This is a genomic window from Actinomycetes bacterium, from assembly GCA_024222295.1.
Classification (GTDB): Bacteria; Actinomycetota; Acidimicrobiia; order Acidimicrobiales; family Microtrichaceae; genus JAAEPF01.
The window spans coordinates 78,299-100,737 of record JAAEPF010000051.1 but is presented as its reverse complement, the minus strand read 5'-3'; the positions used below and the strand labels follow the sequence as shown (position 1 = coordinate 100,737).

14 protein-coding genes are annotated in these 22,439 nt (G+C 68.0%); 5 read left to right on the top strand and 9 right to left on the bottom strand.

The window, feature by feature from the left end:
- Positions 1-37: 37 nt before the first annotated feature.
- The 4 genes from GY812_14860 to GY812_14845 all read right to left on the bottom strand — a co-directional run bounded on the left by GY812_14860 (position 38) and on the right by GY812_14845 (position 7,714).
- On the bottom strand, positions 38-2,248 hold the full coding sequence (locus GY812_14860) for a hypothetical protein (protein MCP4436762.1): 2,211 nt from the start codon (positions 2,246-2,248) through the stop codon (positions 38-40).
- Positions 2,249-2,432: 184 nt separating this feature from the next.
- Entirely contained in the window at positions 2,433-3,908 is a 1,476-nt protein-coding gene (locus tag GY812_14855; protein ID MCP4436761.1) for a hypothetical protein, read from the bottom strand.
- Between the two features lie 155 nt (positions 3,909-4,063).
- Positions 4,064-5,173 (bottom strand): ribonucleotide-diphosphate reductase subunit beta, encoded by a 1,110-nt coding sequence (locus GY812_14850; GenBank protein MCP4436760.1) that lies wholly within the window; start codon positions 5,171-5,173, stop codon positions 4,064-4,066.
- Between the two features lie 126 nt (positions 5,174-5,299).
- Entirely contained in the window at positions 5,300-7,714 is a 2,415-nt protein-coding gene (locus tag GY812_14845; GenBank protein MCP4436759.1) for a ribonucleoside-diphosphate reductase subunit alpha, read from the bottom strand.
- Positions 7,715-8,370: 656 nt separating this feature from the next.
- On the opposite strand from GY812_14845, the gene GY812_14840 reads away from it, so the two are divergent.
- On the top strand, positions 8,371-9,327 hold the full coding sequence (locus tag GY812_14840; GenBank protein ID MCP4436758.1) for a hypothetical protein: 957 nt from the start codon (positions 8,371-8,373) through the stop codon (positions 9,325-9,327).
- A 47-nt stretch (positions 9,328-9,374) separates the two neighbouring features.
- On the opposite strand, the gene GY812_14835 is transcribed toward GY812_14840, so the two are convergent.
- Positions 9,375-9,779 (bottom strand): DUF3467 domain-containing protein, encoded by a 405-nt coding sequence (locus tag GY812_14835; GenBank protein MCP4436757.1) that lies wholly within the window; start codon positions 9,777-9,779, stop codon positions 9,375-9,377.
- Between the two features lie 19 nt (positions 9,780-9,798).
- Between GY812_14835 and GY812_14830 the strand changes: the two genes are divergently transcribed.
- From GY812_14830 to GY812_14820, 3 genes are all read left to right on the top strand, one after another.
- On the top strand, positions 9,799-10,572 hold the full coding sequence (locus GY812_14830) for an NUDIX domain-containing protein (GenBank protein ID MCP4436756.1): 774 nt from the start codon (positions 9,799-9,801) through the stop codon (positions 10,570-10,572).
- Positions 10,573-10,594: 22 nt separating this feature from the next.
- Positions 10,595-10,795 (top strand): hypothetical protein, encoded by a 201-nt coding sequence (locus GY812_14825; GenBank protein ID MCP4436755.1) that lies wholly within the window; start codon positions 10,595-10,597, stop codon positions 10,793-10,795.
- Between the two features lie 519 nt (positions 10,796-11,314).
- Entirely contained in the window at positions 11,315-14,545 is a 3,231-nt protein-coding gene (locus GY812_14820) for an isoleucine--tRNA ligase (GenBank protein MCP4436754.1), read from the top strand.
- 10 nt (positions 14,546-14,555) lie between these two features.
- Here GY812_14820 and GY812_14815 read toward each other — a convergent pair whose 3' ends face one another.
- Positions 14,556-18,452, bottom strand: coding sequence for an FtsX-like permease family protein (locus GY812_14815; GenBank protein MCP4436753.1), 3,897 nt, complete (start codon positions 18,450-18,452; stop codon positions 14,556-14,558).
- A gap of 80 nt (positions 18,453-18,532) precedes the next feature.
- Positions 18,533-19,651: a site-2 protease family protein gene (locus GY812_14810; protein ID MCP4436752.1), complete on the bottom strand. Its 1,119-nt coding sequence runs from the start codon at positions 19,649-19,651 to the stop codon at positions 18,533-18,535.
- A gap of 111 nt (positions 19,652-19,762) precedes the next feature.
- On the opposite strand from GY812_14810, the gene GY812_14805 reads away from it, so the two are divergent.
- Complete coding sequence (locus GY812_14805) at positions 19,763-20,656, top strand: hypothetical protein (GenBank protein MCP4436751.1); 894 nt, start codon at positions 19,763-19,765, stop codon at positions 20,654-20,656.
- Here GY812_14805 and GY812_14800 read toward each other — a convergent pair.
- The gene (locus GY812_14800; GenBank protein MCP4436750.1) at positions 20,646-20,969 is read right to left on the bottom strand and encodes a holo-ACP synthase; all 324 of its coding nucleotides are present in this window, start codon (positions 20,967-20,969) and stop codon (positions 20,646-20,648) included. The genes GY812_14805 and GY812_14800 overlap by 11 nt on opposite strands.
- A 47-nt stretch (positions 20,970-21,016) precedes the next feature.
- Positions 21,017-22,408, bottom strand: a complete 1,392-nt coding sequence (locus GY812_14795; protein ID MCP4436749.1) for a DUF2252 domain-containing protein — start codon at positions 22,406-22,408, stop codon at positions 21,017-21,019.
- Positions 22,409-22,439 lie beyond the last annotated feature (31 nt).

Sequence of the window (22,439 nt, the reverse complement as noted above, 5' to 3'; positions counted from 1 at the left end):
TACCCGAGCACGGCGGACGCCATGGCCGTCGATCCGCTCAGCCGCCGGGGTCTGGTGCGGGTGCGGGGTCGGGAGCGGGCGCCGGATCCGGGGCCGGCTCGGGGGCCGGTTCCGGCGCAGGAGCGGGAGCCGGAGCAGGAGCAGGAGCGGCGGGAGCCGGCTCGGCCGGGAGCGCAGGCAATGCAGGTGCGGCGGGTGAGGGCTCGTCAGCGTCATCGCGCGCCCGGTCGGACGGGCCCCACGGGTCGGGCATCGTGCGGCCACCGCCGACGCGGCCCGGGCCGACGAAGTCCAGAACCGGCGCGCCTTGGAGGTAGCCGGCCATGAAGCGCTGCCACACAATGCCCGCGGTCCGGCCACCCTGGGGGTTGCTGCGCAGGCCGGTCCGCTGGTCCAGCGGATCGCCGATCCAGACCGCAGTTGCGAGGTGAGGCGTGAAGCCGGAGAACCAGGCGCCCACGTTCTTGCCGGCGTCGATCTCCACGGTGCCGGTCTTGCCGGCCGCCGGCTGGCCGTTGGGAAGGCGGCATCGAGTGCAGGTGCCACCGGTGACCACTGCTTCCATGGCCTGGACGGCCTGGCGGGCATTGTTCCGGCTCACCACCTGCTCGTTGGGCGGCGCCCACTCGAACAACACGTTGCCGTCGCGGTCGGTGACCTTGCTGACGAAGTGGGCGGGGTTCTTCTTGCCGTCATGGACGATCGTGGCGAACGCATTGGCCATGCCAAGCGGCGTTACAAGGGCGTCACAGCCGATCGTGAAACACGCTGGGCGAACGTTGTTGGGGTCCAGCGGCTCGGGATTGAGGCCGAGCCGGATACCCATCTCCTTGGTCGCCTCGAACCCGATCGAGTTCTGCACCCGCATCCATGCGCAGTTGTTGGAAGCCTTCACGTGCGCAGCGAGCGACTGCACACCCTTGGACGGACAGTTCTTCGGATAGCTCCCGCCGCTCTTGACCCCGAGCTGCTTCTTCACCTTCGACGAAACGGGGTCACCGGAAATGCGGTCATTGATGGTGTAGCCCTGCTCGAGCGCTGCCATGAGGGTGATCGGCTTGAAAGCGGAGCCGGAGCTGTAGCCGCCATCGCCCGAGCGCGGCCCACGCACCGGGTCGCCGATCTCGATCGGTGTTCCATTGATGATGACCTCACCGACGATCGCCTTGACCGCTCCGGTGGAGGGCTCCACCGCCGCCAGGCCGACAACCGTCTGCGGATCCCGCGACGCGATCGGATTGTCTGCGGCGGCTGCCTCGGCCAGGGCCTGTGCGCGGGCGTCGATGGTGGTGGTGATCCGCAGGCCGCCATTGAAGACCAGGTAGCGGCGCTGCTCGATCGTGGGCGCCAGCCACTCCGCCTGGAGCAATTCGTCGCGTATCTTGCGTTCGAGGTATGTGAGCGACTGACTGTCACGCGCTGCCGTGCGGCCGTAGATCTGGGTGGGCAGCGGGAAGCTGTCGATGAAGTCGAACTCGGCCTGGTCGATCAGGCCCTCGTCCTGCATTCGTGTGAGCGCCACCCGGCGCCGCGCCTTGGCGGTCTCGGGATTCGCTATCGGGTCGTAGTTGGCGGGATTGCGGATGAGGGCGGCCAGCAGCGCTGCCTCGGCGAGGTTGACTTCGGCGGCGGACTTGTCGAAGTAGGCGCGCGCCGCTGCTTCGACTCCGTAGGCGCCCTGTCCGAAGTACACCTGGTTGAGGTACTGCTGAAGGATGATGTCCTTGCACTGCTTCTTGGTGGCGTCGGGACCACAGAGCTGGTCCTCCAGCTGGATCGACAGAGACGCTTCCTTGATCTTGCGCTCTATGGTCTGGTCATCACCGACCAGGTTGAGCTTCACGAGCTGCTGGGTGATGGTCGAGCCGCCCTGGGAGACCTGGCCGGCCTCGGAATTGGCCTTTATCGCGCGCAACACCGAGCGGGCCGAGACGCCGTCGTGTTCGTAGAAGTCGGCGTCCTCAACTGCAAGCACCGTGTTGCGCAGTTCCTCTGACATGTCGCTGAGCGGTACCACGATGCGGTTTTCCGTGCCCCGCAGCGTGCCGACGGGCTCGCCGTTGGCGTCGAGCACCGTGGAACCCTCGGGCAGCTCCGGAAGGCGGAAGTCGGTGCGCGGCGTGAATACCACCGCTTCGGGGAGCTTCGAGATCTCGGGCACGACCTGCGACGCGATGAGCCCGATTGAGACGACGCCCAGAGCCGTGATCGCGACGAAGCGCAGGAGAAGCTGTATTGAGCGGCGCATCATCCCTCATCGGCGGAGTCGTACGAGTATCAAGTTACCCGGTCAGCCATTTTCCGGGTACTCAGCAGAGGTCCGAGACTTGATGTGGCCCGGTCGCCTGAGAGTGCTCTGTGGTTGCACCCCATGAGCCGCGCTGTTGGCGCACGGGACGGCCAGCCACTGAACCGCAGCCCGCGGCAGCTGCTCAGTCCGCTGCAAACGGGTTGGTGACCCGGTCCCTCACCGACGCTGCGATCCATGCACGGTCGGGCGGCCGTTGACTGATGCCGGCCACGGGCACTGCTCCGTCCAGCTCGACCGAGCCGGGATCCAGTTCGATGTGCGCGAATACGGCGTTGTCGTGGGACAACCAGCGCGCCGCGCCCGTGCGGTCATGACGCTGCTCGGCCGATGCCACCCACTCCCGGGAAGCCATCACGACCGCAGAGTCGGGGGCTGGCAGACCTGTGTCGATGACCAACGGCTCGGCTCCACCCGGACCCGGGATCCGGGTGCGCAGTTGGCCCCCCACCACCTCGTGCTCGAGGGCGACGGGGTCGGCGTCGAGACCCTCGGCCATCAACACCGGGTGGTCGGCAAGTGCCTCCAGCACCAGTGTCGCGGCGCGCTGGCCATCGTGGACGTGCGTGGTCCATTCGGCACGCAAACCGGACTCTCCTGCCGCCGAGTGGTCCTGGACCCGATGGACCTCGAGGCTCAGCCAGTACTGACCTGCATCGTCGGATTCAGCCAGCCGCACTGCTGCCGGCCGCAGCGATCCGGAAAGACCGAGCGCGGCGATGATCCCGCCGACGTCATCGCGGGCCACGCTCCAGTGGAGGCTGAGCGCGGGCGGTGAGCCCTCGACTGTGGAGCGGATCACGGGCCGGGTCTCCCCGGAGGCCACCGACTCGGCCACCATCGCGGCGAGCGAGCCGTAGAGAGACTGTTTCAGCTCCGCGAGCGAGTCGACGGTGGCCTTCTGCACCCGACCGTCGGTTTCGGTCACGTTCCACCACGGCCCGATGGCGAACTCGAGGTGGTTGAGGTACATCAACACGTGGGCGGGCTCGGGGTCGACGAACGCCATGTAGTCGCTGCGGTCATCGAGGCTGACTCCCCCGACCGGGATCGAGATCATCGACGCGCTGTGCACGTTGGCGTTGTAGAACACCCGGTCGCACACCCCGTTGCTCCAGTAGATGAAGTCGTTGCAGGCGGTCCACTCATGGGTGGCCTGCACGAAGCTCCGCTGGTCCTCGTCAGGTACGGCGAACTCGCAGTCGAACAACAGCTCGTCGGTGAGTACCCGTGGAGCACCCGGACCCGCCTGGGCGTCGGGATCGGCAGGTCGGGTACGCATCATGTGGGTGCGTACGACTCCGCCAGCTCCGCGTGCGTGCTCGAACGGCTCGGCCGGTGCCTCGGGGCCTATCGGATCCATCGAGCCGTCCGCTGCGCGCGCAGCGAGGATCATGAACCGTGGCACCCCGCTGCCATCGTCGACATAGGTGGACCACTCGGCGCGGATCCCTGTGGTGATACCGCTGACCTCGTAGATGTTGAGACTCAGCCAGTACTGCGGTTCGGGATCCGACTCAAGGAAGCGCAGCTTGGCCAGGGTGAATGCCGGGGGCAGGTCCGCGAAGGCGGCGAAGTCGGCGACCTTGTCGTCGGGCACGACATAGTTGACGAAGACAGACGGCGGATCATCGGCGACTGTGAACTCGATGATCGGTTGGGCACGCCCTTCGGAGATGCGCGCGACCTCCGCGGCAGCGATGCGTCCGTAGCGGTCCCGACGGCGCCGACTCGCCTCGGATTCGGGCCGTGCGCTCAGAATTCCTCGTCGAAGGCGACGTCGCCGTCGACGCCCACCTGGTATGCCGACACGGTCCGCTCGAAGAAGTTGGTCAGTTCCTGCACGTCCTGCAGCTCCATGAAGTGGAACGGGTTCTTCGACCCGTACTGCTTGGGCAGTCCCAGCGTAACCAGGCGCTGGTCGGCGACGAACTGCAGGTACTCGCGGGTGTCGGCGAGCGACATGCCGGCGATTCCCTGTGAGAGCAGGTCCTCTGCGAAGGCGTACTCGACCTCGATCGCCTCGCCGATCATGTCGTGTACCCGCTGGTGCAGGTCGTCGTCGAACAGGTCGGGTTCCTCACGGCGCACCTGTTCGATCACCTCGAACGCGAAGTTCATGTGAGCCGACTCGTCGCGGAACACCCAGTTGGTGCCGGCCGCGAGGCCGTTGAGCAGGCCCTTGGAGCGCAGGAAGTAGACGTACGCGAAGGCCGCGAAGAAGAACAGTCCCTCGATGCAGGCAGCGAAGCAGATCAGGTTCAGCAGGAACTGCTTGCGGTGCTCTCGGGTCTCGAGTGCTTCGAGGGAGTTGATCGACTCGATCCAGCGGAAGCAGAAGTCGCCCTTCTGGCGGATCGAGGGGATGTTCTCGATGGCAGCAAAGGCCTCCTTGCGGGCGTCGTGGTCGGGGATGTAGTTGTCGAGAAGCGTCAGGTAGAACTGGACGTGCAGAGCCTCTTCATAGAGCTGGCGGCTCAGGTACATCCGCGCCTCGGGGGCGTTGATGTGCTTGTAGAGATTCAGAACCAGGTTGTTGGACACGATCGAATCACCGGTCGCGAAGAAGGCCACGAGGCGGCTGATCAGGTGACGCTCGGCAGGAAGCAGCTTGCGCTGGAGGTCGACGATGTCATCGGAGAAGTCGATCTCCTCGACAGTCCAGGTGTTGCGGATTGCGTCCCGGTACATGTCGTAGAACTGCGGGTACTTCATCGGACGCAGGGTGAGGCGGAACCCGGGGTCGAGCAGGCTTGCACCATCGGTGAGCCCACCGGGGACAGCTTCGGGTTCGGGCTGACCCGCAGGGGTCGGTGAGGAGGCCGGCAGCGGCTGGGCGAGGGCGTTGGACTCTGCGAGGGACATTGGTCTGGTTCGTCTCCGGTTTCGGCGGGGCTCGGGTGGGGTCGGGGGTGGGTTGTCGACTGACGGGTGAGACAGGGGCGCCCGGTGGGGCGCGGGGACTACTACCGGCCGAAGGCCGGAACTGCACTACTGACAGGCCTCGCAGGACTCCGGGTTCTCGAGAGAGCAGGCGACTGCTTCCGCGTCGGAGTACTCGGCCGGCTCGGCGGGCGGCTGCTGGGGCTGGCCGCCGGTGGGGCCCGACGGCCCCTGGGGCGGAGTGCCTCCCCCACCTTCGGCACCACCGGTCTTGTTGATCCGGGTCGCCGGGCGGGAACGCAGGTAGTAGGTGGTCTTGAGACCCGCCTTCCACGCGTGCAGGTACATCGAGGAGAGCTTCCCGATCGTGGGCGACTCCATGAACAGGTTGAGCGACTGCGACTGGTCGATGAAGGCGCCGCGGGCAGCCGCCATGTCGATGAGTGACCGCATCGGCAGCTCCCATGCGGTGCGGAAGATCTGGCGCACATCCGCGGGTATCGCCTCGATGTCCTGGATCGATCCTTCGTGGCGCTTGATCGCCCCGATTACCTCCTCGGTCCAGAGGTTGCGGGCCTGCAGCTCGCGCACCAGGTAGGTGTTGATCTGCAGGAACTCACCGGAGAGCGTCTCGCGCTTGAACAGGTTGGACACCTGAGGCTCGATGCACTCGTAACAGCCGGCGATCGAGGCGATCGTGGCGGTGGGCGCAATTGCGATCATCAGCGAGTTGCGCAGGCCATGGGTGGCGATCCGCTCGCGCAGCGGCGCCCAACGCTCGGCGTCGCTCGGCGTGATTCCCCAGAGGTCGAACTGGAGGTCGCCGGCGGCGGCACGGGTCTGCTCGTAGCCGGGGTGCGCCCCGTCGGCCTCGGCCAGCTCGCTCGATGCCCACAGGGCGTTGAAGTAGATCTCCTCGGAGATGCGGGTGGACAGGTCGCGGGCCTCGTCGCTGTCGAAAGGCATCCGAAGCCTGAAGAAGACGTCCTGCAGGCCCATCATCCCGAGTCCGACCGGACGCCACTTGGTGTTCGAGCTGCCGGCCTCGTCGGTCGGGTAGAAGTTGATGTCGATCACCCGGTCGAGGTACGGCACTGCGGTGCGCACCACCTCGGCCAGCCGGTCGAAGTCGAATGCCAGGTTGCCGGCCTCGTCGGGGCGCACCATGGCGCCGAGGTTGACCGAGCCGAGGTTGCACACCGCTGTCTCGGCCTGGTTGGTGACCTCGAGGATCTCGGTGCACAGGTTGGACAGGTGCACGACCCTGCCGGGGTCGCCTGGGGCGCCGCCGGTCTGGTTGCACTTGGTGTTGGATGCGTCCTTGTAGGTCATCCAGCCGTTGCCGGTCTCGGCAAGGGTGCGCATCATGCGGCTGTAGAGCTGGCGCGCGGACACCTGGCGCTCGTAGAGGCCCTCGGACTCGGCCTGCAGGTACGCCGCTTCGAACTCGTCGCCGTAGAGGTCGATGAGGTGCGGCACCTTCTTGGGGTCGAACAGGCTCCACTGCCAGTCCTGCTCGACGCGTTTCATGAACAGGTCGGGCACCCAGTTGGCGATGTTGAGGTTGTGCGCACGGCGGGCGGCGTCGCCGGTGTTTTCCTTGAGCTCGAGGAACTCCTCGATGTCTGCGTGCCAGCTTTCGAGGTAGACACATGCTGCGCCCTTGCGGCGGCCACCCTGGTTGACCGCAGCGACCGATGAGTCGAGCGTCTTGAGCCAGGGAACGATGCCGTTGGAGAGGCCGTTGGTGCCCTTGATCAACGAGCCGCGGGCACGGATCCGGCTGTAGGACAGGCCGATCCCGCCGGCGTGCTTGGAGAGCCGGGCGATATCGCGGTAGCGGTCATAGATGGCGTCGAGGTTGTCCTCGGGCGAGTCGAGCAGGTAGCAGCTCGACATCTGCGGGTGTGTCGTGCCGGAGTTGAACAGCGTCGGCGAGCTGGGCAGGTAGTCGAGGCTGGAGATCAGCTGGTAGAAGGTGATCGCGTCCTCTGCTGTGGTGGACAGGCCGCAGGCCACACGCATGAGGAAGTACTGCGGGGTCTCGGTGACCTCACGGGTGACAGGGTGCTTGAGCAGGTACCGGTCATACACAGTGCGCAGACCGAAGAACCCGTAGAGCCAGTTGCGCTCGGGCAGGATCGCGTCGTTGAGCTTGCGGGAGTGCTTGGCCACGAACTCGGCGGCCTCGTCTCCGATGAGTCCTTCGCGGTGGCCCATCTGGATCGACTGGCTGAACGAGTAGACGTCCTGGTTCTGGACCTCCTTGTCGATCACCGTGGCGAGCAGTCGGGCCGCGAGGCGGGAGTAGTTGGGCTCCTCTGAGATCAGCCCTGCTGCGGTGCGGATGGAGAGCTCGTCGAGTTCCTCGGTGGTGGCACCATCGACGAGGCCGGAGATGGTGCGGGTGGCCACCCGCATCGGGTCGACGTTGTCGAGCCCTGCGGCGCATCGTGCGACCGCCTTGACGATCTTGTTGACGTCGACTGGTTCCTGGCTGCCGTCGCGCTTGCGAACCCGCATGCTCGAGCCGGTCGGCGTGTCGGCGACACCCGGGGAGGACTCCCCTGACTCGGCACCGACCACTACCGGGTCGGTGGAGTCGGTAGGTCGCTGATTGGCCTCGTTGGCTTCGTCGGTTGTGTTCTCGCCAATTCGCTCGATCAACGACACTGTCGGGTCCCCTCTTGGTGAATGCTGTCGGGTGTCTGAAGCCCGGTTGCGCTTCCCCCCGGTGGCAACTGGGCTTCCTGGATTTCAGCGTGGTCACATGACCACCCTCTGTCATGGTTCGGAGATTCAGACACCACATGTTGTGGATCCGAGCCCCGCCTACCCCAAGATCTTGGGGGACAGGGGTGTAATTACAGCCATGTGAGCATGGGGCCGTCAAGCATTTCCAAAACCTCGCTCCGCGTAACCAAAACCGCCACGCGCAGTGTTCACCGGCCCGCGCAAAGTGGATCAAGCCACATGGAGACGCATCCACACAGGCTGAAATGGGTGGTGATTCCGTGCCGCGAGGCACGCCTGAGACGCTCACGCCAAGGACGTGACAACCACGTCCGCGTCGACAAGACTTCGCCACGACGGCTGCCACGAGGGACAGCCGCGACGGCGGGGCAACGATGCGCAAAAGGAACGACCGACGACGCTTCAGGACCTGGCCGCTGGGTGCCATGGCCGCATTCGCACTTCTCGTCTCCGCCTGCGCCCTGCCCACCTCTCCCGCTCCAGTGGTGGCCGACCAGCCCGAGGGCCGCGGCATTGTCGAAGGCGTCGAGGTGGCGCCGAGCGAGGCCTGCCTCGTCTCGATCGACGCGGCCGATGCCCCACCGCCCGGGCTGAGCAACCTGAGCATCGAATCCGGTGGAGTCACACGCAGCGCGATCCTGCGGGTTCCCCAGGGCGACGGTCCACACCCCGTCCTGGTCAGCCTGCACGCCTTCACCCAGAGCCCCGACCAGTGGGAGCTCTACTCCGGACTCGCTGATGCGGCGCTGGCGCGCGGTTATGTGGTGGCGTCGCCGCTCGGCAGCCAACCCGGGCCCCGTTGGGCCGTGCCCGGCGGCCTCGAACTCGGAGCCGACGACGTCGGGTTCATCGCGGATCTGCTCGACCGCATCGAGGACCGGGTGTGCGTTGACCGCAACGCCGAGTTCGCAGCCGGCTACTCCGCGGGAGCGGCCATGGCACAGGCCCTGTCATGCACGATGCCGTGGCGCTTCACAGCCGTTGCGGGATCGGGCGGCATGAACCTCACCGAGACATGCCCCGGCTCGCCTCCCACCGATGTGATGACGCTGCACGGAACCGCGGACCCGATCGCACCCCCGGGCGGCTCCTACGTCGTGTTCTCACCGCCGCTGGGATTGCCCATTCAGACTGTCGCCTCCACCAACGCAGCGCGCGCCGGCTGTGATCCGACCGCGGTCGAATCGACGCCGGTGGACTCGGTGCTGGCATCCACGTGGGGTGGTTGCGACGACTCACACCGGGTGACCCACTGGCAGATGCTGGGCGCCGGCCACACCTGGGCCGGCGCGGATTCACTCGCCAACGACCTGGTGACGGGCACCACGCTCGACACGTTCTCGGCCACCGAGGTCGTGCTCGACTTCTTCGACGCCGCCTGACCTGCGACCCCCGCGAACAGTGGGGGCTGCGGCGCGGCCTGATCAGCTCAGCGGCCTTCCGGCCCGTCTTCGTCCCACGGAGGCGGATACACCTCATCGTCGGTGTCCGATGCATCGATGGGACCGTATTGCGCCTCGTACTGGTTGACGTTGTCAGCGATCGCCCTCGCCACGCTGAAGATCACCGATGGAGGCACCCGCACCCTGGCGGTGTGGGTGAACGCCGCCGCTCCCGGTTGGGCGGGGGCGAAGAAATCCAGGGTGAACTCGTGCGCTGTGTGCCACACGGTCGCGAAGTTGGAGTAGGCGCCCGATGCAAGCTCCGGGTCGACCGTGAGTTCCACGTGTTCGGCGCCGTCGGGCAGTGGCTGGTCTGGTCGGTCCTCGGTCATGCGGACCGCAGCGTAACCGTGATGCCCCGCAGGCGGAGCGGCGCCGATCGGCAGCTGCATTCGGCGGTAGGGTCCGGCGATGTCCGAACCAGCGCCGGGATCACCAGGTGGCCCCCTTTGGGACCCCGAGGCCATCCCCGCGGCCACGATCATCCCGCTTCGAGACGGACCCCATGGCCTCGAAACCCTGATGCTGCGGCGCGACTCGGAGCTGCGTTTCGCCGCGGGCATGTGGGTATGGCCGGGAGGTCGGCTCGACCCGGAAGACTTCGCCGGTGGTGCGGCGCCCGACAATCCCACCCCTGACGACCTGGAGGCCGCCGCCCGCGTGGCCGCGCTGCGCGAGGCCGACGAGGAGGCAGGCATCACCATCGAGCCGGCCACGATCCGGCGTTGGTCCCAGTGGACTCCCCCGCGCATGGAGACCGGCGAGGCACCCAGGCATCGATTCACCACGGCGTTCCTGGTCGGCGTTGCGATCGGCGACACCGACGACGTGACCGTGGACGACGGCGAGATCCGCGAGCACCAGTGGGTGTCGCCCGGCGGCATGCTCGAAAAGCACGGAGCCGGCGAGGTCACGATGGCGCCGCCAACCTTCATCACGCTCTGCCACCTCGCCACGCATCGCAACCCGGCCGAGGTGCTCATGGCGGCCCCGTCCGCGGTCGGCGACATCGAGCACTTCGCGACGCGGGTGGGCTCCACCGAGGGCGGATGGGCGGCTCTCTACCACGGCGACGTGGCCTACGAGGCCGGCGCAATGGACGCCGAGGGTCCGCGTCACCGCCTGCACATGGACTCGCTGCCGTGGAGCTACGAACGGTCCGACTTCACGGGGGAGTCGTCATGAGCACACAGCCGGGTGGGCCGGCATGACCGAATACGACGGCACGCCCGATGACCCGGTCCAGGTTCCCGAGTCGATCACCTGTGTGGACTGCGGCGGCACCTGCGGACTGCTGACCCGACCGGACACCGACGACTACGACAATCCGGTTCCGTTCCGTGTCAGCGACGTGGTCGCCTATCGCTGCGCCGACTGCAACGACCGCTGGGACATCGTCCTCGAGTGACCGCCGGACATCCGCGCGGGATCCCCGATTGACGTCCGCGAGTGACCGGACGGAACGACCGCGGGTGTCGGTACAGGCGAGCGGCTGTGCTCAGCCACTCATCCCGATTTCCCGAGGCCCCTCGCGTCAGATCGACGCGTGGCTACTCGAGCAAGGAGGACGAGTGGCGCAGCACGGGAACATGCGGGCGCCGTTATCTGGTTCCGGGGTCGTGGGGGCCCACCGCTACGCTGGGTCGGCCGGAGGCCGCTTGCCGCAGCCGCCGTGACGCCGTCGCCCCAGCGCCAGCGCACACCCCTGCGAACACCTCACACCACCGCGAACAGCCCACACCCCTGCGAACACCCCACACCACCGCGAACAGCCCACACCCCTGCGAACACCCCACACCACCGCGAACAGCCCACACCACCGCGAACAGCCCACACCCCTGCGAACACCCCACCCCACCGCGAACAGCCCACACCCCTGCGAACAGCCCACACCACCGCGAACAGCCCTCACCCGCGAGCACCCACGATGACCGACAACGACCCAGCAGACCAGCCGTATCCGAGCGTTCCCACTAGGGCTGACTACCCCGCGATCGAGCGCGAGATGCTGGATCGCTGGGAGCAGCAGAACACGTTCGAGCGCTCTGTCGAGCTGCGGTCGGCCGCCGACGAGTTCGTATTCAATGACGGGCCGCCGTTCGCCAACGGCCTCCCCCACTACGGCCACCTGCTCACCGGCTACGTGAAGGACGTGGTGCCGCGCTACCAGACGATGCGCGGGCACCGGGTCAACCGTCGGTTCGGTTGGGACTGCCACGGCCTGCCCGCCGAGATGCACTCCGAAAAGGAGCTCGGCGTGTCGGGCCGGTTGGCGATCACCGAGTACGGCATCGACCGCTTCAACGACCACTGCCGCAGCTCGGTCATGCGCTACACCAACGAATGGGAGCGCTACGTCACCCGCCAGGCCCGCTGGGTCGATTTCAGCCACGACTACAAGACGATGGACATCGACTACATGGAGTCGGTGATCTGGGCGTTCAAGCAGTTGTTCGACAAGGGCCTCGTGTATGAGGCCTATCGGGTCATGCCCTACTCGTGGGGCGCCGAAACCCCGCTGGCCAACTTCGAGATCCGACTCGACGATGCCACCCGGCCCCGACAGGACCCAGCGCTGACAGTCGCATTCGAGGTCGACCCGCAGCGCGCCGGGGTGCTGGCGGACCAGCCCGGCGACGGCCCGATCGAGATCTGGGCCTGGACGACCACACCATGGACACTTCCGTCAAACCTCGCCCTCGCGGCCGGCAGCGGCGTCGACTACGTACTCGTCGCCACCGGCGATGGCGACCGAGCGGGCCGACGAGTGCTTCTGGGCGCCAACGCAGTCGACAAGTACGAGGACCAACTCGGCGAGGGCTACACCGTGATCGCCACGATCAACGGAGCAGAGCTGGCCGAGGTCGGCTACCAGCCGCTGCTGCCCTATTTCGCAGGCCACCCGAACTCGTTCCGGGTGCTTGTGGCCGACTGGGTGAGCGACGAGGACGGCACCGGGGTCGTCCACCTCGCTCCCGGCTTCGGCGAGGACGACCAGGCGACGTGCGAGGCCGCCGGCATCCAGTTGGTCGTGCCAGTGGACGACTCCGGCCGCTTCACCGCCGAGGTGTCGGACTGGGAGGGCGAGAACGTATTCGACGCCAACCCCGAGATCGCCCGGGCGTTGCGCGAGCAGGGCAAGCTCGTGCGCCACGACACCTACGATCACAACTACCCGCACTGCTGGCGCACCGACACGCCGATCATCTACAAGGCGGTCAACTCCTGGTATGTGGAGGTAACCGCCTTCCGCGACCGTTTGGTGGAACTCAATCAGGAGATCCATTGGATCCCCGAGCACGTGCGCGATGGCAGCTTCGGGCGCTGGATCGAGGGCGCGCGCGACTGGTCGATCAGCCGCAACCGGTTCTGGGGCTCACCGCTGCCGGTGTGGCGCTCCGACGACCCCGAGTGCCCGCGCACCGACGTCTACGGCTCCCTCGACGAGATCGAGGCCGACTTCGGCGTGCGGCCCACCGACCTGCACCGGCCCTACATCGACGACCTCGTGCGCCCCAACCCCGATGACCCAACCGGCAAGTCGATGATGCGCCGCGTGCCCGAGGTGTTCGACTGCTGGTTCGAGTCGGGCTCCATGCCATACGCCCAGGCGCACTACCCCTTCGAGAACCACGACTGGTTCGAGTCGCATCTGCCTGCGGACTTCATCGTGGAGTACATCGCGCAGACCCGCGGCTGGTTCTACACGATGCACGTCCTGTCGGTGGCTCTGTTCGACAAGCCGGCCTTCTCCAACGTGATCTGCCACGGCGTGGTGCTCGACCACGAGGGCCGAAAGCTCTCCAAGAAGCTGCGCAACTACCCCGACCCCGAAGACGTGATGGCCTCGCACGGTTCCGACGCGCTGCGTTGGCACCTGATGGCCTCGCCGATCCTGCGCGGCGGCGACCTACGCATCTCCACCGACGCGTCCGACTTCTCCGACGTCGTTCGCCTGGTGCTCAACCCGATCTGGAACGCCTACTCCTTCTTCACCCTGTACGCGAACGCCGACGGCTACACCGCGAGGGTACGCACCGACGCGCAGGGCCAGCTCGACCGATACATCCTCGCCAAGACCGCGGAACTGGTGGAGTCCGTCACCGCCACGATGGACGACTTCGAGATCGCGCCGTCGTGCGCGGAGATCCTGTCCTTCCTCGACGCGCTCAACAACTGGTACATCCGACGCTCGCGTGAGCGGTTCTGGGCACCCGGCGGCGGGGACGACAACGTGTCGGCCCAGGACAAGGAAGACGCCTACGACACGCTCTACACGGTGCTGCTGACCCTGATGAAGGTGGCGGCTCCCCTGCTCCCGCTCGTGGCCGACGAGATCTGGCTCGGGCTGACCGGCGGCTCGGCAGGCTCCGGCGACGCCTCCAACACCGACTCGGTGCATCTCCAGGATTGGCCAGACGTGTCCGACTGGCCACACAACCACGCGCTCGTTGCTTCGATGGACCGCATCCGCGATGTGTGCTCGACCGCACTGGGGCTGCGCGAGGAGCGCCGCTTGCGGGCCCGCCTGCCCCTGCAGCGCCTCACCGTCGCCGGCGTCGGGGTCCACGACCTCGAGCCGATGACCCACCTCGTGCGCGATGAGGTCAACGTCAAGCAGGTGGAACTGACAGACGACCTCGACTCAGTCGGCACCTTCACGTTGAAGCCCAACGCGAAGGTGCTCGGTCCCCGCCTCGGCAAGACGGTCCAGGAGGTGATCAAGGCAGCCAAGTCAGGCGACTGGGAAGCCAACGACGATGGCACTGCCACCGCGGGCGGACACTCACTCGCCGAGGGCGAGTTCGAGATGACCTTGCAGCCCCGCGAGGGCGCCGCGGCTGCGGCCCTGCCCGGCAACGACGCCGTCGTCGAACTCGATGTGGAGGTCACGCCGCAACTCGCGGCCGAGGGCATGGCCCGCGACGTGGTGCGCCTGGTGCAGCAGGCGCGCAAGGACGAGGGCTTCAAGGTGACCGACCGGATTCGTTGCCACATCGACTCCACGTCCGATGTCATCGAGGCCGTCGAGGCACACCGCGCCTGGGTGTCAGACACCGTTCTTGCCACCAACCTCACCCTCGCCGAGGGCGTCGACGATGACGCCCTCGCACGCGTCGAGGGTCATCCGGTCAACATCTCCGTCCAGCGCGCCTGAGCCAGCCGGCTCAGGCCTGCGGTGCAGCGAGCGCCTCGCGCAACACGAGCGCCTCGGCTGCCGCGGAGTCGACCACGTCGGTCACTTCCAGCATCCGGCCCTGGTCGACGAGCACCAGGATCACGGTGCCTCCGACGCCCGGGCGCACCAGCACGTTCGTCGCCACGGGGTGGAGTGACTCGATGGCCGGGCGGCCGGGACGGTCGACCACGACCAACAGGCGTCGATCCGTGCGCCCAACCGCTGCGGGCCAGGCCTTGACGCGCCCGCAAGCCACGCCACCGAGGCTCTCGCCCGGTGCCAGCGCCTGGCCCAGGCCCGTGAGCGCTTCAGTGCTGCGCATCACCGACTCGGTGTTGAGCATCGCCACGAGAGCTGAGAGCTCGGCACTGCGGCGCTGGGCGTCGTCAACGGGCGGGGTCGGAACCGCAGCCGGGTCGACGGGACCCCCGGTTGCAGCGGGTTGTGGCTGCGTCTCCTCGGTACCGGGCGCCACCCAGCCTTCGGCGGCGTTGGCGGTGCGCCCACCCCGTGCCCGCCGGCGTGGGAACCTCGACTTGGCAGCAGCGATCCGGGCACGACGGCCCTTCGCGCGGTCGTCTCCGGGCACCTGGGGTTCGCCGGTGCCGCCGGGGACCTGCGGCGCTTCGCCGGGCCGGACGTGGTCCGGGGGCACTGCGCCGGAGTCGCCTGATGCCATTGCAGGACCAGGCACGATCGGCGGCTCGGCGGGTGGCTGCATCGGCGGAGCCGGCGAGACGATCTCGGCCTCCTCGACTGCGGGGAGGTCCACCACCTCGGTGGGGGTCGGCTCCGGCACGATCTCGGCCTCCGCGACGTCGGGGGGTGGCTCGTAGGCGGCGGGCTGGGCCATCGCGGGTGGGAATGGGACATCCGGCGCCGGCGCCGCCTGCGGCTGCACGGGCGCCACAGGTGGCTGGGGTTGCGGCCGGACCTGCTCGGCAATCGCCGGTGCGGCCACTCCCGAGCCGGCGGCCGACTCATAGAGCGCCATGAGGGCCGCTGCTTCCGGGGACTCGGGATCGAGGGCGTAGACGGTCTCCCCGTCCCAGACGGCAACACCCAGCACTCCGGCTCCGGCCACCGACGCGGCCGCTGCCGAGACTGCATCGTGCTGCGTTGTTGCCGCGGACACGGCGACCAGGCGAGCGGGGTCGAAAGGCGGCGGTGAGAATGCGGCCGGGGCAGCCGTCGGGACTGCGACTGGCGGCTGGACAGCCGCGGGGACTGCGACCGGCGCCGGCACCGAAACCGGCTCGGCGGTCGTGACGGTCGGCAACGGACGTGCGCCCACATCGCCTCCGGAATCGCCGATGGCTTCCAGCGGCGGCACCTTCGCCGCCACACGCGCGGGCACCCATGCCGCTGTGATGCCGACGAAGAGCGCGACCGCAGCGATGGCCACGACGGTCATCACCGGGATGCTGAAGGTGTCGAGCCCGAGCGACGCCAGCAGCTGAACGGCTGCAGCGGCTGCACCCACTCCGATCACCAGACCGAGCACCGTGCCCACGGAGGCCAGGGCCGTGCCCTCGAACAGGACCATACGAAGCACCTGGCGCCGCGAAGCGCCCGATACCCGCAGCAGGCCGAACTCACGACGGCGTTCACCGACCGACAGCACGAGCGTGTTGATCACGCCCACCAGAGCCTGAAGCAACGTGAACAACAACATCCACTGGATGACTCGCTGGAAGCCCCGCAGCAGGTCTGCGCGCTGGTCCACGAACTGCTCGGGAGTGAGCACGGCGGTGACACCATAGGAGCCTGCGAGTTCCTCCACGCCCGCCGCCGCCTCCGGGGTGCCGTCGGTGCGGAGCAGCGCGGCGAGGTCGATCGTCGCCGGCACCTGGCGGGTGAGAACCGCACGGTCGGTGACCGCGTCGCCCAGCAGCGCCTGGCCCGTGTCGTACACACCCGTAATGGTCGGATCCTCGAACCCGCCGCTGGTGAACACTACGGGCAGGGTGTCACCCACGCTGTAACCCGTACGTTCGGCGAGCGACGCGGAGATCCAGATCGTCGTGTCGGTGAGCGGCCCCGGCGCGGATCCTTGCCACTGCGGAGCGACCACATCGAGCGCTGTGTCGCCATCGAGGCCGGTGAGACGCACACCGAACTGACCGACGGTGCCCCGGCCGAGTTGCCAGCCGCTGACCCCGTCGACACCGTCGACGAACGACAGTTGCTCGACGAGATCGCTCGGGAGGCCACCACGCGTGAAGGTCTCGGAGTCGACAACCAGGTCTGCGGTGACCAGCTCGTCGACCGCTCCGTCGACGGAATCGGTGAACGAATTGAGGAACACGGCGAGGCCGGAGACCACGGCTGCGGCGAGCAGCACGGCGGCGGTGGTCGAGGCCGTGCGACGCGGGTTGCGTGCAGCGTCGCGTGCAGCGACGCGGCGAAGCGGCCGGGGCCTGAACGGCACGACCGACATCACCAGCGACACGGTCTGTGCGAGGAGCCAGGGCAGGGTGCCGAGAAGCAGCACCACCACGGCTGTGACGGATGCGGCCACGACGACGCCCACAGGTTCCGCACCCGCCAGCAGCGCAACCCCGGTGGCGAGCGCTGCGAACACGACAGCGCGACCAACGGAGGCTCCGAAGCCCGCCCACCGCGCAGCCGTGGGAGAACCGGCCTCGGTGACGGCTTCGACCGGCGACACCTTGCATGCCGATGTAACCGGTCGCCAGGCCGCGACGAGTGTGGCCACTACGCCGACACCCACGGCAATGAGTACTGCGCGCGGGGTGAGGTACGGGCCGGCAGTGGGCACCGACGTGCCCAACGAGCCGAGCGCCCTCTCGATCAGGCCGGCGAGCAGCAGTCCGAGCGGAATGCCCACCACGGAGGCAACCAGCGCGAGCAGTCCGGCCTCCGCGAACGCGGCGCGGCGCAGTTGGCCGACCGATGCCCCGACGAGCCGGAAGCTCGCGAACAGGTGTCGCCGTTGGGAGTGCAGCAGGCTGAGGCTGTTGGCAACGGTCATCATGCCCACCGCCAGCGCCAACACGCCGAAGCCGGTGACGAGCGCCCGCACCAGGGCGAAGCTGCGGGTCAGGCTCTCCTGTGCGTGCAGTGCGGCGGTGTCGGCATCGACCACTTCCACACCCGGTGGTGCAGCGGCGGCGATGCGGGCGGCGACGCCGTCGGGGTCGGCCCCTTCGGTGAGGGTGACGGCAATCCGGTTGTCGTCCACCGGACGGTCGAACACCAGACGCGCCTCCGGTGTGGTCAACACCACGAGGCTGGCGCCTTCCGACGGTCCGGCTGCGGCGGCGTCGACGACGCCGGTCACCGTGTACTCGCCATACTTGCCCTTGCCCGCGACGACGACGGTATCCCCGGTGCCGATACCTGCCTGCTCGGCTGACCGGGCATCGATTGCAACTTCGGTGTCCGCGAGTGGGGGCACGCCCTCCACGAAGCTGAGCCCGGACACACTCGGGTCCTCAGGCCAGTTGACTCCCAGTGGTTGCTCGGACAGACCTGGGGTCACGAGCGGGGTGCCCTCGGAGTCGAGCAGGATCGCAACGTCCTCCAGGCGGTGCGACACCGAGTTGACCCCGGGTATGCCCGCCGTGATGTCGACCAGCGAGCTCGGCACCAGCCGCCGCACCTGCTCGAGGCTCGACTCGTAGGCGACCTCGCCTTCGATCACCAGGTCGGCGTCGTCGGCCGACACGGTGGCCAACTCGTCGAGACCGGCGCCGATTCGGTCGAGCAGCCCCAGAGCGCCTGCGAGGTATCCCACGCCCAGGGCAATGGCCACACCGGCGAGCAGAAGCCGCCGCCGCTGGCGCAGCAGCGCCCGCAGCACGGGACCACCGAATCGCCGGCGCCCTGTCCGGCTCGCGCCAGCCGGTGCAGATGTGACCATGAGCACAGAGAGTACCGCCGACCCCCCGAAACGACGTGATCGCGACCGATGCTGGGCACGATTGCCCAGCGGCGGCCAGGTCAACCCCTTGCTGCCTCGAGAAGCACGTCGACGTCGCTCGACAGCAGCGCACCCATGGACCCGTCGCCGTCGACCACCAATGCCCACCACTGGCGGCCGTCGCCGAGGCGACCGAGGACCGTCGACACCGACTCCCCCGGCGAGACCCTGGGAAGTGTGACGAGCGACTCGGCCACCGACGTGGCAGGCACCGCTGAGCGCTGTGCCGGCGGGATCCGCCCGATGGCGTCACGGGTGACCATCGCACTGACCGTGGCCCGGCGGTCCGTCAGCGGCACGAGCGGAGCCTGGGAGTCGCGTGCCAGCGCGGCCTCGGCATCCGCAACGGTCGCGGTCGGCCCGAGCGGCACCGGCAACGGCCTACGGACGCGCGAAACGGGCATCTCGAGCAGCGTCGGCGCCGGCGCCGATGCGGCCCACTCCGAGCGGGCAGCCACGAACAGGAACAACGACAGCGCGAGGATCCACAGCCCCGACCACACCGACACGCGGATCGTGAGCCACAACCCGACTGCACCCATTGCCCCGGCGAGGATCTGTCCCCACAGGGCAGCGACGCGCGTGGCGCGGATCTTTCGCTGCATTCGCCTCCACAGGACCGCCCGCAGAATCCGCCCACCGTCGAGCGGGAAAGCCGGCAGCAGGTTCGACACCGCGAGCACGGCGTTGATTCCCGACAGCCAGACCAGCAGGCCGAACATCACTTCGGAACCATCGACCTGGCGGACTCCCCACGCGAGCACGCCGGCCACCAGCGCCGTGAGGGCACTCATGGCCGGGCCTGCGAGAGCGATGCGGAACTCGGCACCGGGGTTGTCGGCGTCGCCTTCCAGCTTCGCCACGCCACCGAACAGCCAGAGGGTTATCTCGGCGACCTCTACATCGTTTCGTTGTGCCACCCAGCTGTGGCCGAGCTCGTGCAACACCAGCGACCCGAGGAAGGCCACGACGCCGACGATGCCGGCAAACCAGTACGCGGAGTCGGGATGTGCGGGCGCGATCGACGGCAGCGACACACTGGCGAGTGACCAGGCGAGCACGATGGCGATCACGAACACCCACCCATTGACTCCGATGGGCACGCCGAAAAGACGGCCGAGGGTGAGGTGCGATCGCATCGCCGACAAGGGTAACCAGAGGCCCGACGGCCCACGTTTCGCACCTGAGAGGCTCCCGCGTACATGTCGGTGGCTTTGGGATCGGCGACGCGCGTGGCGACAATGGAACACGTGTCCCCCATCCCTGGCGCACAGGACGCCGCACTCGAGGTCCTCGAGCGCCGAGCTGAACTCATCACCACCCGGCCGCGCACCGACGCCGAACTGGCCGAACTGGCCGAACTGACCTCGGCACTCGAGCGCCTGTTGGCAGAGCCGGCCACGGTGGATCGGGTGCAGCTGGAGGGCCCCGATGCCGACGAGCCGCTGGCGAGGCACCTGGCGGCGATGGAACCGGTTAACCCGGTGGCCGACGAGACCGACCTGCTGGACCGCTTCGCTGAGGATCGGCGGGTGTTCGTGCTGCGCCACCGCGCCCTCGGGAATCTGCCCGCCAACGTGGTGTGGGTGGCACTGCGCAAGGGCATTCCGAACCGGCTGGGCGAGGTGCTCGACCCGGAAGCTCCGACGGTCGAGCCGGCTGATGCCGACACGGCCGTGTTCTATTCGATCTGGAACGTCCAGCCCGGCCTGGCCGGCATGGGTGGTGGCCGCGAGCTGATCGAGGGCGTTGTGGCGCGCCTGGCCGACGAGCTGCCCTCGCTGCACACCTATGTGACGTTGTCGCCGGTGCCGGGGCTGCGCCGGTGGCTCGAGTCGGCCGGCTTCGAATCCGAGCGGGCCCCGAGCCAACTTGATTCCCTGGCCGCGCGTTACCTGTCCTCGATGAATGCCGACGGCCGGATGCTCGACCCCGTGGGGCGCTTCCACCTCGGCAACGGGGCAAGCCTGCACCGGGTCTGTGAAGATGCTGATCCCTCGGAGCTCGGGATCTCGCGCTCCTGGGGGGTGATGGCCAACTACCGCTACGAACCCGAGAACCGGGCGGCTAACCGGGCCGCGCTCACGGCACGCAAGCCGGTACTGGGCGAGCAGCCGCTCAGGCTGCTGGGCCTCAGTCCATGACGACCCACGCAGCCGCCATGGCGGCGTCGTGGGTGATCGACAGGTGAACAGACCGGGCGAGCGCCTCGGTGACCCCGGCCGTGACTCCGAGGACCGGCCGGCCGTCGGGGTCGGCCACTATCTCCACGTCTGACAGCACCACGCCCTGCGGGAGCGCGCCGGGCACAGCGGAGAGCACTTCGATGACGAGTTCTCTGGCCAGCAGCCGGGCGGCCATCCCGGGGTGCGGATCACGCCGCGCCACCAGCAGGGCCCGCTCGCTGGGGGCGAAGGATCCGAGCGCAACCTGTCGACCCCCGAAGCGGTCGATCACTGCATCGACGGGCTCGGCGCGAAATGCGCGACGTTCGGAGGCAGCACTCAAAGGTCCGGCGTCGCCTCGAGTCGGCCCGACGCGATCTGCTCGGTGAACGCCCGGAAGTACTCCTCGTTGCGGTCCGCATAGCGACTCGCGTACTCGGTGACCGACCGGTCGAAGCTGTCGCCCTTGCCCAGGTAGGCCGACAACGCGACCGGATCGCCCGTGCGCGCATGGCCGCGCGCAAGGGTCACGCCGCACACGACTGCGTAGTCACGGAGTCGCTTCTTGCTGGAGCCCTCGACTTCGACGGAGCCCTTCCAGTCCTTCAGCTGCCGGACATAGAAGTCGGGGCCGCCGTCGATCGTGGTCCACCCGAGGAACGGATCGCTGACTGCCTGCACCAGCCTCTGACCTTCGACGACACGCCTTCCGCCATTGCCATACGGGCTGGCCGGGAGGTAGTCCTCCAACACCGAACGCCCTGCTTCCTTGAACTGGAGGAAGAACGGGTCACTGCGATCCTTGCCCTCCATCAACAGGATCAGGCAGCGGGTTCCGACACTGCCGACGCCGACCACCTTGATGCCGGCCTCAACGGGGGTGAAACGGTCGAGCAACGCCCGTCGATGGTCCGCGATGCTCGCGCGGTAACCCTCGAAGGCCATCTCGGCGGCCCGTTCGAGTTGTGAGGCCTCCATGGTCTGCTCGAGCTTCGAGAGCGGGAACAGCACCGGCGGAGTGGATCGGATGCGGTAACGGCCCCCCGATTCGACGGTCAGCTTGCGCAACGCCTGGGTGGAGTCCTTCGTCATGGCCCTGTTGGCGAACTTCGCCACCCGCTGACCGGCCTTCGAGCCGCCGGTCTCCTGGATCCGGCGCTGGAGGTCGGCGACGTCGGCGCGGTCGTAGTGAAGCTCGAGCACACCCATCTCCGCGTACACAGCCATGGCCATCCGATATGCGGCCACCGACCGGTTGGCGATGCCACGCTGGGCCTTGCGGCCGAGTCCGTTGTGGCGGGCCGCGATCACGAACGACGCGGCAAGCCGCTTCACGTCCCACTCGAAGGGCCCCCTCAGGGTCTCGTCGAAGTCGTTCGCGTCAAATACAAGGCGGCGCTCCGGCGAGCCGTAAGCACCGAAGTTGGACAGGTGAGCATCGCCGCCCAACTGCACCTGCAGCCCGCTCACGGGATTATCCGCCAGGTCGGCGGCCATGACGGCGGCCGACCCCCGGTAGAAGGTGAACGAACTCACCGACATGCGGCCCCGCCGCACCGGCACGAGGAACCCCAGACGCGTTTCGTTCTGGGCCTCGACGATGCGCACGGCATCGTCAGGGCTCCTCAGGTCACCGAGCTCGGCGTTGGCGCTGCGCTGCGCCACCTGGCGGGCGGCGCGACCGCTACGGGCGCGTTCATCCACCGTGGGGTGCTGTGAGCTCAGCGACATCACAGATTCCCATCGGCACCGGGCACAGCTG

Bases quoted from the DNA above. Each gene is read 5' to 3' on its own strand.
- GY812_14860 (MCP4436762.1), bottom strand. From the start codon at position 2,248: ATGCGCCGCTCAATACAGCTTCTCCTGCGCTTCGTCGCGATCACGGCT.
- GY812_14850 (MCP4436760.1), bottom strand. From the start codon at position 5,173: ATGTCCCTCGCAGAGTCCAACGCCCTCGCCCAGCCGCTGCCGGCCTCC.
- GY812_14845 (MCP4436759.1), bottom strand. From the start codon at position 7,714: ATGCGGGTTCGCAAGCGCGACGGCAGCCAGGAACCAGTCGACGTCAAC.
- GY812_14840 (MCP4436758.1), top strand. From the start codon at position 8,371: ATGGCCGCATTCGCACTTCTCGTCTCCGCCTGCGCCCTGCCCACCTCT.
- GY812_14835 (MCP4436757.1), bottom strand. From the start codon at position 9,779: ATGCAGCTGCCGATCGGCGCCGCTCCGCCTGCGGGGCATCACGGTTAC.
- GY812_14830 (MCP4436756.1), top strand. From the start codon at position 9,799: ATGTCCGAACCAGCGCCGGGATCACCAGGTGGCCCCCTTTGGGACCCC.
- GY812_14825 (MCP4436755.1), top strand. From the start codon at position 10,595: ATGACCGAATACGACGGCACGCCCGATGACCCGGTCCAGGTTCCCGAG.
- GY812_14820 (MCP4436754.1), top strand. From the start codon at position 11,315: ATGACCGACAACGACCCAGCAGACCAGCCGTATCCGAGCGTTCCCACT.
- GY812_14815 (MCP4436753.1), bottom strand. From the start codon at position 18,452: ATGGTCACATCTGCACCGGCTGGCGCGAGCCGGACAGGGCGCCGGCGA.
- GY812_14810 (MCP4436752.1), bottom strand. From the start codon at position 19,651: ATGCGATCGCACCTCACCCTCGGCCGTCTTTTCGGCGTGCCCATCGGA.
- GY812_14795 (MCP4436749.1), bottom strand. From the start codon at position 22,408: ATGTCGCTGAGCTCACAGCACCCCACGGTGGATGAACGCGCCCGTAGC.